Genomic DNA, 14844 nt, shown 5'->3' on the forward strand with positions numbered 1-14844 from the left:
TGGGGGGCATTAAAAAAGGAGAGATGTGGAGAATGAAGAGATGGACAAGACGATGGGCAGTCATAACAATTCTAATCTTATTGTTTACAAGCTTAAATGTAACCGCTTTCGCTGATGAAGGATCTGGTGAAGATTCTGAAGACTGGGAGTTCGGAGCTTTTGGTTCCAATACGAGCGAAGATAGTAACCCACCTCCGTCATTTAACGAGGATGGCTCTGTTACGATCGAAGCCTCAGGGGGAAAAATAGCCAGCAGTGAAGAAGGATTGTCTTATTACTACACGAAGCTGCCGGCCGATTCTAATTTTGAAATAGAAACAACGGCTTACGCTGATTCTTACAGTCCTGACAGCCAGCGTTCATTCGGCTTGATGCTGAGGAATGGGGTAGGAGAAAATGGAGACAGTGGCAAGCAGGCCTCTGAGTATGTAGCTGTCGGTGCTTTACATGATGCAATAAGAGGTTTCTATAGTCAGGGTGGATTAAGTAAGCTGGATGTTTTCTCAGATAATACAGCACCAGGCCCGGGCGAGACGTATGATTTGTCCATTAAAAAGTCAGGAGATACGTTTGTTGTTACCTCTAATGGACAAAGTGAGACAGTGACTTTAGATGAAGCCTTTTCTGAGGACCTTTATTTAGGGTTTTATGTAGCACGTAATGGAACTGTGACATTTAGTGATACAAATGTCGAGCAGTCAGCAGAGGTTTCCGATATAGAAGTGAATGCAGAGAACATGAAGACGGAATACTTAATTGATGAACAACTGGATTTAGAAGGTCTGGAGGTACAGGCCGTCCAGGAAGATGGCACCACGGAAACGTTAACGGAGGAAGATTATATTGTTACAGGGTTTGACAGTAGTGAACCAGGTACAAATACCATAACAGTCAGTTATAACGGAATTGAAAAAAACATTGATTTAACCATTACAGAATTGCAGCTAACTGATATGTATATCAATTATTACCCTGCAAAAACGGATTATTATGTAGATGATCATTTTGACCCAGAAGGACTGGAAGTGATCGGAGAATACGAAGATGGTTATAAGGAAGAGGTGCTGACGAGTGACCAATACACCTTTTTCATCGACGGGGAAGAAATAGAAGAGGGGGCGCAGTTAACGGAACCAGGGACTAAATCAGTCACTATTCAATCTTCTCAGAAGTCTGATGTGTCCGCTTCATTTGATATCGAAGTGAAGGATGAGCAGGTTTCAGCACTTGAGGTCATTCAGCCGCCTACAAAAACACAGTATTTTATAGGGGACGAACTTGATCTGGATGGTCTTTCGGTCGAGGCTTCTTATAGTGATGGGACGACCGAGCGATTAACAAAGGATCAAATTGATGTCTCTGAGCTTGATACAAGTACAGAAGGAGACAAAGAAGTAACCTTATCCTATAAAGGGGAAGAGACTGATTTTACAGTTAATGTAAAAGAAAAAGAATCAGAGGGCATAAAGGTTACCGAATATCCTAAAACCACATACGACCTCGAAGAAGAATTTGATGCTGAAGGACTCGAAATATCCAAAGTCTATGATAACGGCGATGAAGAGCCGTTAGACCAAGCTGATTACGAACTTGATAGTTCTGAATTAAATTCTTCTGAAGAGGGTGTGTATCCAATTACCGTCACCCCTGCTGATGACTCAATTGAACCCATTACGTTTGATGTAACGGTTCGCGATCAAGGGGAAGTAGATTGGCAGACGATCCAGTTCGGCCAGTCTACAGGAAGTGATACAAATTACATTACAGATGAAGATGACTCAGTCCGAATTGTAGCTGAACCCGGCGCGGGAAAAATTACCGGGGATCATGATGGAATCACATACTACTATACAGAGATTGATGCGGAAGAGGACAATTTTGAACTTTCCGCTGATATTAAAGTCAATGAATACGCCAAGAGTCCAAATCACGATGGGCAGGAGTCATTTGGAATTATGGCGCGTGACGCAATAGGAGAAGAAGATAATTCAAGCGTATTTGCGTCTAATATCGCTGCTGTCGGCGGCTTTAGCGGCGGAACTCAGGAAAAGAATGGCACCCAGTTGTTCATTCGTGACGGAGTAGAGTCTCCGGACGGTGCTGGCAGTCAGGGAGTGCAAAAGACGATGCTGAACGATGTGAAACCCGAAACGGGCAACACATACCCGGAACAGGATTATCGTTTAACATTATCCAAAACGAACAGTGGCTACACTGGCAGGCTGAACGATGGGGATGAGGAGATTTTCTTTGAACCTGACATCTTAAATGTACAGGATTCCAAAATCTATGTTGGGTTCTATACAGCTCGGCTTGCAGATATTGAAGTAAGCAATATTGATTATTCCGTTACAGCTCAAGATACGGATCCTCCAAAGGTAGAAGCACCTGAAGAGCCGGTGGAGCCTGAATTTAGTATCGAGTCCCGAAGTAAAACATCTGAATCTGAGTATGACCTGCTGCTGGACTCCAATGTAGATGGTGTCGTCAGCGTTAAGCAGGAAAATGAAGAAATTGTTAGTAATGAATCTGTTGAACAGGGAGAATTAACAAGTGTTCCCGCAGAGTTAGCTGATAATGATGAGACAAATTTCAGCATTACTTTCCTTCCCGATGATACGCAGAATTTAACTTCATACGGGAAACAAGTAAAGAACTTTACCGTTTCGATGAAAACGTTCAATGAAGAAGGGGATATCCATGTCACTCCATCAGCATCAGGTGACGGAGACGGTACAGAGGATCATCCGGTTGATCTGGATACTGCTGTAGAATATGTTCTGCCTGGTCAGAAAATCGTACTAAGCGATGGCGATTATGTCCGGGACTCTAAATTGGAAATCGCAAAGTATAACGATGGAGCAAAAGACAGCATGAAATATTTAGAGGCAGAGGATGGAGCACGCCCTGTAATCGATTTTGATAAAAAGTCTGAGGGTGTTGTATTAAGCGGTGATTACTGGCACGTTAAAGGCATCGACTTTGCTCGATCTGCCGGAAACACAAAAGGATTCACCGTAGGCGGTAATGATAATATTGTTGAAGAAAGCCGCTTTTATGAACATGGTGATACAGGACTGCAGATCAGTCGTACCGATACAGATGCACCAAAAGAAGAATGGCCGTCAAACAACTTAATTTTAAACAGCGAGTCGTTTGATAACCGTGATCCTTCTGATAATAACGCCGATGGTTTTGCTGCCAAGCTGACATCCGGTGAGAACAATGTATTCCTTGGCTGTATTGCCCACCATAACATTGATGATGGCTGGGATTTATACACCAAAGCCGGTACGGGAGCCATAGGTCCTGTACTAATAGAGGACAGCATTGCTTATGAAAATGGTGCTCTTACAGATGGAACAGTCGGTGACGGTGACAAGAATGGCTTCAAGCTTGGCGGAGAAGGGATCCATGTTCCTCATATTCTGCGTGACAGTATAGCGTTTAATAATGGGGCAGATGGAGTCACCAGCAACAGTAACCCAGGTGTTATTGCTGAAAACACTGTTTCTTATAACAACGCCGGACGCAACTTAGCGTTTACCACGTATTCCAACATCGAAGAAGACTTTACAGTGGACAAGTTTATTTCATATCAAAGCGACCATTCAGGTGAGGACCAATATCCGGAAGAAGCAGTGTCTGGTAACAACTTCTTCTTTGACGGCAGTGTGAGTCAAAATGAATCTGGAACGAAGCTTACAGATGAGAACTTTGTAAGCCTTACACCTGAACTGCCATACGAAAGAGACGAGGATGGAACCACTATAAAGGGAGATTTCCTTAAGTTCCAGGTTTCTGCGAATGCAGAATGGAAGCCTCCGGTTATTAAGAAAAAAGAAAAAGGGAAAAAGCATAATGACCATAAAGGCCCGAAAGCCAAAGCGTATGTAAGCCTGCAGGATGGGTTTGCTCTAGAAGACATAGATTTAGAAACCCTTCGTGTAAATGGTGAACTTGAACCGATAGCAAAGCAGAAGAAAATGCAGATTGATGACTTTGACAAAGATGGATCGAATGAATATGAGGTTCGATTCTCCCGTGATCAGTTAGCTTCCATTCTTGAAAAAGGAGAGCAGGAGGTAGTGCTCACAGGCGAGTTAAACTCAGGAGTACCATTTAAAGCTGTTTCAGTAGTTACAGTGAAGTGATAAAGAAGAGGGGAGCCCCTCTTCTTATTTTTCATGATGGTATGAAAATTATTAGAAAGAAGGACGAATCGTGGATGCTGGAAAAGGTCGTTTAACATATAAGCAGCTTTGTGCATTTTTTATCCCGTTAGGATTTTCAGCCAGCTTAACGTCAATTACCCATGTCATTATTAATGGGACATTAAGCCGTGGGGAGAACGCCGCTTTTATTATTGCCTGTTATGCAGTAGCCTTCGCGTTGTTTGGCATTATAGAAAGACCGATTATCGTTTTTAGACAGACCTGTTCAGCGCTTGTAAAAGATGTTCAATCCTTTAAAGCGCTTGCTGTATTTATGGTAATTCCTATGGCAGTCATTATAGGATTCTGTCTTTTAATGGTATATAGTTCATTTGGCGGCTGGGTGTATGTGAATTTATTTAATGCAGATCCCAATATGGTTCAAACCATTTCTGATGCTTTTGCGATTATTTTGTTTGTCATTATTTTTTCCGGCATCAGAGGAATCTATCAAGGAGTGATCATTAACCACCTGGAGACAAAATGGCTGACGATTATGGTGGTGATTCGGTTATGCGTTATGTTCGCTGCAGCCTATTTATTCGTCTATTTTGACTATATTACGAGTGCTGCTGGCTCGATTTTATTTTTACTCGGAATGCTCATCGAGTGTGTCATCAGTGTATGGAAGGGACACCGGATATTAAACGCTTCTTATCAGAAACAAGTAACAAAATTACGTAAAAGAGAGATTTCCAGCTTCTATCTGCCTTTAGCTTTTTACTTTGTAATTCAGACAGTACTCGTTCCTGTGATCTATGTATTTTTAGCGAAGACGAATAATATCGAAATGGGCATTGCTTCGTTTGCTTTAGCTTTCAGCATCACTCAAATGCTCCTAAGCTTCTTTATGTATACGCACCAGTTAGTCCTTCAGCTTTATGAGGTGAATAAGGAAAAAGTCATACGGTTTATTGTATTTATAAGCATGGTCCCTACTCTCGCTCTTTCAGTTTTATGTTATACACCTGCAGGCCTGTGGTTTATGGAAGAGGTTATGGGGGCAGATGAGGAGCTGACCTTAACAACAATTGCTGTTCTCAAGTTTTTTATAATTAAAACACTTGTATTTCCCTGGGTTGATTTCTTAAACGGCTTCCTAATGCTCCACAGAAAAACGAAACGAATGGCCGCGGCCCAAATCGGAAACTTAATAACAGTGGTCGTGTCTATCTCCCTTCTGGTAACTTATTTCCCCGCTTGGAATGGGGTGAATGGTTCCATAGCTGCATCCCTGGGGGAACTTGCAGGGTTAGTCATCGTTCTTTCCATTGTTCTTAAAATGGTGGCAAAGGAGAAAAGAAATCTTTCTCAATCGGCATAAGGAAAGAGTATACAATAACATTCCTAAAATAAACATTTATAATTTTTTCAATTGTGATATAATTCGATTAAAAACGGCAGGGGGAGGGAGACATGAAACTTAAGCCTTTTTACAGTCACTTTAAAATTAAAGATAAAATATTTTCTATCTCGCTCCTTCTTTTAATGATTTTTGGACTTCTTGGCCTGATCACTTATCATTATTTTACTTCTTTGTACGAGGAAAGAATTTATGAGGAATCGGCAGATATGCTGCAGCTTTCATCTTCAGTTGTTGATAAAGAATTAAACGTTATAGAAGATCTTTCTTTTCAGGTGAGTACAGACGCCGTAATTCAAAGTTATATGGAAACCATTAATACAAATAAATATACGTTTGAAGCTTATGAAACGGAAGCCAAGCTGCTTGAGCGCCTGCTTAACTATGCTTCCACCCGTAAGTATATTTCTTCCATGCAAGTGATTGATCGACATGGAGAAAAACATACGACAGGTTATAATACCCAAATTGAAAATGACTCCCGGAAGATACGCAGACTGCTAGCTGATACTCAAGGGTCTAACATTTGGACGAGAATAGATGGTGAAAACGGAATTTCGTCAGCACGGTTGATTAGACAAAAAGAAAATTTAAGTCTGGAAAACATAGGTACTTTAATTATTTCTATCGATATGAATGAATTCGTAGAGCAGACCCTCAACTTTTCTCCTGACAATAAAGATTTCGTTATTACCAGCGATAATGAAATCTTTTACCAGAGCAGTGAGGGAGAATGGAATATTAACGATTTTTCTAACAACAAAGATGGAAGCGGTTACAACAGAAGTGAAATAAACGGAAAAGAATACCTACTTTCCTACTCTCATTCCCAATTTTCACAGTTAACTTACCACCATCTCCTGCCGTATGACAATATAAGCAAGCAAACCGATGCTATCAAAATTATTATGGTGCTCTGTTTTTTACTGATGCTTACTTTAACGATACTTCTCAGCCGACGTGCGGCCCAGAATATTTCGAAACCGCTTGAGTCTTTATCTGCACGGATGAAAAAGGTTCAGGAAGGAGACTTTGAAGAGTCTATCCCTGAAGAACATTATAATGATGAGATCGGAGAACTGCATGACAATTTTCGGCTTATGCTCAATCGAATCAATGAACTGATTAAAGAAAATTACACGAAGCAATTAATGATTAAAGAAACTGAATATAAAGCATTACAAGCTCAAATTAACCCTCATTTTTTATATAACACCCTTGATTCCATCAACTGGCTGGCTAAGGTAAATAAACAAGAGAAGATTTCCGTAATGGCTGACGCTCTTGGCAACATGATGAGAAACATTATTAGCAAAAAGGCTCCGATGATCACGATTAAAGAAGAATTAGAAATTGTCCGCAATTATATTACGATCCAAAGATATCGTTATGATAAGCGTCTGGATTTCACTTTAGATATCCCTGAACAGTACCACAATAGCCAGATTCCTAAGCTGTCCATCCAGCCAATTGTAGAAAATGCGATTCAGCATGGACTTGAAGAGATGATTGATGAATGCCGGATCACTGTCAATATTTTTGAAAAAGAAGAAGGAATTGAACTTACGGTTACCGACAATGGGCCTGGGATAGAAGAGAACAAACTTGAGGGGATTTATCGTGGAGAAATTCGTTCGAAGAGTTCGGGAATTGGACTCAATAATATTAACGAACGTATAAAGATGATGTTTGGTGACGCTTATGGAATAACGATCGAGAGCGAAGTGGGCATAGGCACGAAGGTCAAGATTCTACTACCTTATATGACGGAGTGAGGCAAGGTGTATAAAGTATTATTAGTCGATGATGAAATTAATATCTTAGAAGGCATAGCAGCTATTGTAGATTGGAAAGCCTGCGGAACGGAATTAACAGCGAAAGCTAATCATGGACAAATGGCATTTGAGATGATTAATAAAGATCAGCCGGATATCGTAATTACAGATATTAAAATGCCCGGTCTCAATGGAGTGCAGCTCATTCAAAAGGTACACAGCCTTTATCCTGATATACGGTTCATTGTGTTATCTGGACACGATGAATTTGAGTTTGCTAAAACAGCAATGGAGTGCAATGTGAAGCATTATCTGCTGAAGCCCAGCAATGAAGAGAAGATTGAAACCGCTTTAAAACAAGTGGTTGAAGATCTGAATGAAGAGGTCGAGAAAGACCAGTTCCTGAAAAATATGCGGGACCATCTGCAGCAGGTGATGCCAAAAGCGAAGGAGCAATTTTTAAAAGAGTATATTACCAACAAAAAATATGGTGTTCAGGAATGGGAACATTATAGAGCGTTATTTGAAATTGATACAAACTCAAAAGAATTCAGACTGGTCGTAATCACAATGGATGATCCCTATGAGTATGAACACTTATTAGCGTTGAAAAAAATTGTCGTAGAAAAGCTTGGTGAAGAGCAGGTCCCTTTAGAAACGACAATCGGTGATAAGATTGTAGTGCTTGCTGAAATGAATTCATTAAATACTATTATTGAAAAGGTTAAAGAAGCAAAGCAGGATTTTACAAGCTTTTACCCGATGGATTACACGGCTGCCATCAGTGACAGCGGAAGTATCAGCGATCTGAGAACGTTATACAATGAAACATTAAATTGTTTAACTCAGCGTTTTTACGTTTCAGGAGGCAGCATAATCACCATGCAGGATTTAAAAAAAGATCATACGAGTATCGACGAACTGCAGTACGATCATGAGGATCTGATATTTGCGATTCGAAGTGGCAATACAGAGGCCGTGCTTCAAAATTTGAATAATTTCTTTGAAGAAGTAAAGCAGAAAAAGTACGAAGTCAGCCTTGTCCAGTCCCACTGTCTGGAATTGTTTATGTCCATTATCAGACAGGCAGGCAAGGATGGGATGGCCGAGTACTTTAAACAGATCATCATTTTTCAGGAATACGATAAATTTCATGAAATTAGACACTTTATTGAAAAAGCAGCGACTGAAATTTCTCAGCATCACTACGAACGGACGAAACAGACACAAAGCAGCATTATTAACCGCGTAGTAGAATTTGTGGAGAAAAACCTTGATGATCCTGAGCTTTCTTTGTCTAAGATTGCATCAGAAGTTCTCTACATGAATTCGGATTACTTAGGAAAGCTTTTTAAAAAAGAAAAAGAAGAGCGGTTTTCTAACTTTCTTATCAATCGGCGGATTGAAAAAGCGGTTGAAATGATTGAGGAATCGCCGGATGAAGTAAAGATATTCGAAGTAGCTGAATCGGTTGGTTTTGGTAATAATCCGCGTTACTTCGGGCAGGTTTTTAAGAAATATACAGGTGTAACCCCAACAAGCTATATCAATAATAAAACGAGCGGTTAGCTTATAGAGTACGGGCTCTATAAGCTTTTTTCTGCTATAAATCTTCCTTATTCGATCTCAATTTCAGGAATGTCTGTTTTTTATACATTGATATCTGAAAATTTTATTTATTATAAAAACGATAAACTTTATGATAGATTCATGAAACAGAAAGCGCTTTCAAATATTGCGAGGGAGGTTATCAAAAAGTGAAGAAAAAGTTTTGGGCAATTAGTTTAGCAGCACTTATGTTAATTGGCGTTCTTACAGCTTGTTCAGATTCAGAAGGAGCTTCAGGAGACAGTGAAGAGGAAGATGGGGTAACCACTCTAAACATGACATGGTGGGGATCACAAAGTCGTCACGACCAGACCCAGGAAATTATTAAGAAATTTGAAGAAGAAAATCCGGATATCAAAATCGAATCAGAATTTACCGGTTTTGACGGCTACTTCGAAAAAATGGCTGCTTCTGCTTCCGGGAACAACCTGCCGGATATCATGCAGCAAAACTTTGGTGAATACTTAAATCAATATGCTGATAAAAATTTATTGGCCGATCTTAGTGAGTTTGTTGAAGATGGAACAATTGACGTAGAAGGTGTAGACGACACCATCATGGAATCAGGTATGAAAAATGATAAGCTGCTGGGTATTCCAACCGGTACGAACGCTTTGACTGCTTTTTATAACAAAGATATGACAGATGAAGCTGGAGTGGAGATCACTGACGGCGAGTGGAGCTGGGAAGATTACGAGGAATATGCCACTCAGATTAGTGAAGAAACAGGTGAATATGGTGCAAGACTGATGGAACCGCAGAACTTGTTTGAATATTACTTAAGGGAAAAAGGTGAAAAGCTGTTTAACGAGGATGGAACAGCTCTAGGCTATGAAGATGATCAGCTTCTTGTAGATTACTTTGAAAGGAATCTGGAGCTTCATGAAGCAGGTGCTGTTCCTGGTTATGAAACTATTCAGCAGATTAAAGGTGTAGAGGACGAGTTAATTGCACGAGGCGAAGCAGCTTTTGACTTTAGATGGTCTAACCAGGCTACGGCTCTTGATAGTGCAGCCGATGGCAATCCTCTGGAAATGACACTGCTGCCAGGCTCCAATAATGATCAGGGTATGTACTTAAAACCTGCGATGCTCTGGTCTGTAGCCGAAAACTCTGAACATAAAGAAGAAGCAGCGAAATTTATTGACTTCTTTGTAAATAACATTGAAGTTTATGAAATTGGCGGTTCTGACCGTGGTGTTCCAATTAAAGAAGATATTCGAGAAGAACTATCTGCTGACCTAAGTGAAACAGACCAAAAAGTATTTGAGTACATTGAAATGGTAACAGAGAACAGCTCTCCAATCGATTCGAATTTCCCTCCTCAGTCTTCTGAAGTGCTGGGTGAATTGGCAAAAATCGACGAAAGGGTTATGTACGGAGAACTATCTGCAGAAGAAGGCGCAGAACAGTTTAGAACTACAGTTGAATCAATTCTGGCTCGATAAAATTTTACGGGAAGGTGGCCCTGGGGACAGCATTCAGGGCCACTTTCTTATCATAAAAGTTTGCGAAAGAGGTGAGTGCGATGATACCGAAAAAAGATGGACATGAAAAAGTGGAACCCCAGCATCCAGTGAAAAAGCCTAAAGATAAGAAGCAAATTAAAGTTGTACCTCCTAATAAAAAGATTAAATCAGGCAACAAAAACGTAACAGGCTATTTATTCATATCGCCTTTTATAATTGGATTCTTATCTTTGACTCTTTTCCCTATCTTGTATTCTTTGTATTTGTCGTTTACTGATTTTGATTTAATGGGTACCCCGAATTGGATTGGATTTGAGAACTACGAAAGAATGTTTACAAATGATCCGACCTTCTGGCAGGCGATGAAAGTTACATTTTTCTACGCGGGGATTGCCGTGCCTGTACGTCTGATTTTTGCCCTGCTTGTAGCTTTAGCGCTTAATAAAGTAGTTGAAATGGTTGGACTTTATCGTACGCTGCTCTATCTTCCATCTGTAGTAGGTGGCAGTATCGCTGTTTCCATTATGTGGCGTCAGTTGTTCGGGGATGATGGGGCATTTAACTCTATCCTTGCGACTCTTGGACTGCCGACTCACTCCTGGTTAGGAGATCCGGACACAGCGATTTGGACATTGATTGTTTTATATGGATGGCAGTTTGGATCGTCCATGTTGATCTTCTTAGCGGGGCTTCGTAATATTCCAAAGACATTCTATGAAGCCTCCAGTGTAGATGGAGCCGGCCCGCTTCGTCAGTTCTTTATCATTACGATCCCGTTGCTGACACCAGTTATCCTGTTCAACACAATTATGCAGGTTATCCAAGGATTTATGGCCTTTACTCCAAGCTTTGTTGTTACTAACGGCGGCCCTGTTGACAGCACCTTATTGTACGTCCTTTACATGTATAGACGAGCATTTGAATACTTTGATATGGGCTATGCTTCCGCGATGGCGTGGGTCATGCTTGTAATCATTGCGATATTCACAGCTCTCATCTTTAAAAGTTCGGAACACTGGGTGCACTACGAATCAGATGCCAAATAAAGAAAGGAGAAGGCGATATGAAGAACAAAGCAACAAAAAAAATTATTCAACACGTGTTAATGGCCACTTTCGCTTTAATCATGATCTATCCGCTCATCTGGATGGTGAGCAGCTCTTTAAAAGAGAGCTCGAGTGTCTTCGTTGATTCGCACTCTCTTATTCCAGAGGGATGGCACTTTGAAAATTATATTGATGGATGGAGCGGGTTTGCAGGGATTACATTTGGTACGTTTTTTTGGAATTCCTTTGTGATCACGATCATCGCGACAGTAGGCAGTATTGCTTCATCAACATTGATTGCGTTCGGGTTTGCCCGTATTAAATTTGCCGGCAAGAAGATCTGGTTCGTGTCGATGATGCTTACTATGATGCTGCCGTTCGAGATGGTTATGATTCCGCAGTATATCATGTTTAATGGATTTGGCTGGATTGACACCTATTTACCGTTAATCCTACCAACATTCTTTGGGATACCATTTTTCATCTTTCTCATCATGCAATTTATCCGTACGATCCCTATGGAGCTCGATGAAGCGGCTAAAATTGATGGGTGTAATACATTTGACATCTTTTTCCGCATTATCGTTCCGTTAATCATCCCGGCCATGATGACTTCAGCGATTTTCTCTTTCTACTGGAGATGGGATGACTTTATGGGACCGCTGATTTATCTGTCAACACCTGAGAAATACCCTGTTTCACTAGCATTAAAACTATTCTCAGATCCTAACTCAGTAACAAACTGGGGAGCGATGTTTGCCATGTCTACATTAAGTATTTTACCTATATTCGTTATTTTCTTTGTGTTCCAGCGCTACATTGTAGATGGCATCAGCTCTACGGGGATGAAAGCCTGATTATTTAAGTAAGGAGAGATTTGTATGACGTTAAATCAACAAACCAATATTAAACAAAGCTTACACACACCCTTGGACTGGGGGAAAGCCGCGTGTGATTCATTGATGGCTGCATTTGAGCCGTCTGAATTACCACCTGATGGAAGATGGCATTATCATCAGGGAGTCTTTCTAGAAAGCATGCGTCAGCTTAGGACTATTGTGGGAGAAGGAGAATATTTAAACTATATCAAAGCATACGTTGACCACAATATCGATGAAAACGGAAATTTCCTTTGGAATCGTAAAGAGCTGGATGCCATTCAAGCAGGTCTGCTCCTGTTTGAACTCGATGAAAAATATGAAGATACCAGGTACCGAAAAGCTGCTAAGAAACTAAGAAATATGTTTCCAACTTTGAATACTACCTCTGATGGCGGATTCTGGCATAAAGATGGATACCCTTACCAAATGTGGCTGGACGGTTTGTACATGGGCGGCGTATTTTCCATGAATTATGCAAAGGCGTACAATGAGCCTGAACTGCTTGATATGGTACTTGAACAGGAACGTTTGATGCGAAAGCACACCCTCGATGAGGAAACTGGCTTATACCACCATGCCTGGGATGAGAGCAAAGTACAGCAATGGGCAGATTCTGAAACAGGGAAGTCTCCGGAGTTCTGGGGAAGAGCGATAGGATGGTATGGCATCACATATAATGAAATACTAGACTTTCTTCCGGAGAACCATGAATCTCGTCAAGAACTTATTTCAGCACTCAAGAATTTGGTAGAAAGCCTTGTAAAGTACCAGGATCCTGATCATGGGCTTTGGTATCAGGTCGTCAATAAAGGGGAGAGGAGCGATAACTGGATTGAAACATCCTGTTCCGCACTGTTTGTTTATACAATTGCAAGAGCTATCCGGAACGGGGTCGTGGACGAAAGCTACAAAGAACAAGCTATTAAAGGATATCGAGGATTGTTAGAAAGAATGCAGTTTAATGAAGACGGTCATTTTATCATGCCGGAAATTTGTATCGGGACCGGTGTTGGAGATTATGAGCATTATATTAATCGTCCTAAAACCGAGAATGACTTACACGGAGTGGGCTCTTTTGTCTTAGCTAGTATAGAAATGCAACACCTCCTGCCTAAACTCTAAAGGATGAAATAAATAACAGAAAATGGAGTTGGAACCATGAGGAAATTTGCAGTTTGTGGAGTAAGTAAGCGGGCAAACGATATGTTTATCCGTCCGATGATTGATACTTTCGGAGCTACAAGTAAGCTGGTTGGACTTCTTGATCATGATTCAAAAAGGTTTGCTGTATGTAAATCTTTGTTCCCAAAGATTGAGCAGGTTCCTGAGTTTAATGAAAACGAATTTGATCAAATGGTTAGAGAAACGAATCCGGATGTTATTATTGTGGCCAGCCGCGATGATACCCATGTAGAATATATCTTGAAGGCACTTGAACATGATCTGGATGTCGTCACGGAAAAACCGATGACGACAACCGCACATGACAGCAGACGTGTTATGGAAGCAGAGCAGAATAGCAGAGGGAAAGTGACGGTAACTTTTAATTATCGTTACAGCCCTTATCACATGAAGATAAAAGAGATGATCTTATCTGGAAAGATTGGCAGAGTAACGTCAGTAGACTTGAATTGGTACATTGATACTTATCATGGTTCCAGCTATTTTCAGCGTTGGAATCGAATGAGAGAATTCTCAGGTGGACTGTCTATTCATAAATCGTCCCACCATTTCGATCTAATAAATTGGTGGCTGGATCAAAAACCGGTCCAGGTTTTTGCTTTTGGAGCTTTAAACTATTACGGTCCTGAAAGTGAGCATAACCCCTTAAAAGAAGACGGCCGGCATTGCAAGACGTGTCTCGTCAAACACAATTGCGCGTATTATACAAGATGGAATTCAAGAAGCAACAGTGCGGTAGTTAAAGATGACCATATTGATTCAGATGAAGCCAGAAAAGATGGTTACACAAACTATCGCCCGGATCAATGTGTATTTGATTCGGATATTGAAATTGAGGATACGTATACAGCAACAATTCAATATGATAAAGGGGCGCTTTTAAGTTACTCAATAAACTTTTCACTCCCTTACGAAGGATACAGACTGGCGATAAATGGTACCAAAGGAAGGATCGAAACCACCGAATTTCATGCTCCTTCGCGAGTCCCATTCCCGGTGCCCGAACAAACCATTGATTACTTTCCTTTGTTTGGTTCAAAAGAAACCATTCACGTATTACAACAGGAAGGCGGCCATGGTGGCGGTGATCCTGTGATCCAGGAAGATATTTTTCTTGGAGAAGATCCCTCACGTCCCTATCGAGTATTATCAGGAAGTGAGGATGGGGCTTATGCTGTTACTACCGGAGAAGCTGTCTGGCGGTCAGTCAAAGAAAAACAGCCGATTAACATAGAAAAGTTGCTGCATGAGCCGTTATTCAGCAGCTGAAAGAAAGCGGCCCATTGACGTGCCAGCTGTAAATAGG

9 protein-coding genes are annotated in these 14844 nt (G+C 40.8%); all 9 read left to right on the plus strand.

Annotated features, from left to right (window positions below):
• Positions 1-32: 32 nt before the first annotated feature.
• The 9 genes from C1A12_RS18435 (at position 33) to C1A12_RS18475 (ending at position 14807) form a co-directional block, all read left to right on the plus strand.
• Positions 33-4154: a bacterial Ig-like domain-containing protein gene (locus C1A12_RS18435; RefSeq protein ID WP_101846257.1), complete on the plus strand. Its 4122-nt coding sequence runs from the start codon at positions 33-35 to the stop codon at positions 4152-4154.
• 70 nt (positions 4155-4224) lie between these two features.
• Positions 4225-5538 (plus strand): multi antimicrobial extrusion protein MatE, encoded by a 1314-nt coding sequence (locus tag C1A12_RS18440; RefSeq protein WP_101846259.1) that lies wholly within the window; start codon positions 4225-4227, stop codon positions 5536-5538.
• Between the two features lie 92 nt (positions 5539-5630).
• Positions 5631-7352 carry a sensor histidine kinase gene (locus C1A12_RS18445; RefSeq protein WP_101846261.1) on the plus strand — a complete coding sequence of 574 codons (1722 nt, stop codon included), beginning with the start codon at positions 5631-5633 and terminating at the stop codon, positions 7350-7352.
• Positions 7353-7358: 6 nt separating this feature from the next.
• Positions 7359-8921, plus strand: a complete 1563-nt coding sequence (locus C1A12_RS18450; protein WP_101846263.1) for a response regulator — start codon at positions 7359-7361, stop codon at positions 8919-8921.
• A gap of 188 nt (positions 8922-9109) precedes the next feature.
• Positions 9110-10408, plus strand: coding sequence for an ABC transporter substrate-binding protein (locus tag C1A12_RS18455; RefSeq protein WP_101846265.1), 1299 nt, complete (start codon positions 9110-9112; stop codon positions 10406-10408).
• An 80-nt stretch (positions 10409-10488) separates the two neighbouring features.
• Positions 10489-11475 carry a carbohydrate ABC transporter permease gene (locus C1A12_RS18460; protein ID WP_101846267.1) on the plus strand — a complete coding sequence of 329 codons (987 nt, stop codon included), beginning with the start codon at positions 10489-10491 and terminating at the stop codon, positions 11473-11475.
• A gap of 17 nt (positions 11476-11492) precedes the next feature.
• Positions 11493-12332 (plus strand): carbohydrate ABC transporter permease, encoded by an 840-nt coding sequence (locus C1A12_RS18465; protein ID WP_101846269.1) that lies wholly within the window; start codon positions 11493-11495, stop codon positions 12330-12332.
• Positions 12333-12356: 24 nt separating this feature from the next.
• The gene (locus C1A12_RS18470; RefSeq protein ID WP_101846270.1) at positions 12357-13478 is read left to right on the plus strand and encodes a glycoside hydrolase family 105 protein; all 1122 of its coding nucleotides are present in this window, start codon (positions 12357-12359) and stop codon (positions 13476-13478) included.
• Between the two features lie 36 nt (positions 13479-13514).
• Entirely contained in the window at positions 13515-14807 is a 1293-nt protein-coding gene (locus C1A12_RS18475) for a Gfo/Idh/MocA family protein (protein WP_101846272.1), read from the plus strand.
• Positions 14808-14844: the final 37 nt, after the last annotated feature.

The sequence above is a fragment of the Halobacillus sp. Marseille-P3879 genome (assembly GCF_900240285.1).
Taxonomy (GTDB): domain Bacteria; phylum Bacillota; class Bacilli; order Bacillales; family Halobacillaceae; genus Halobacillus_A.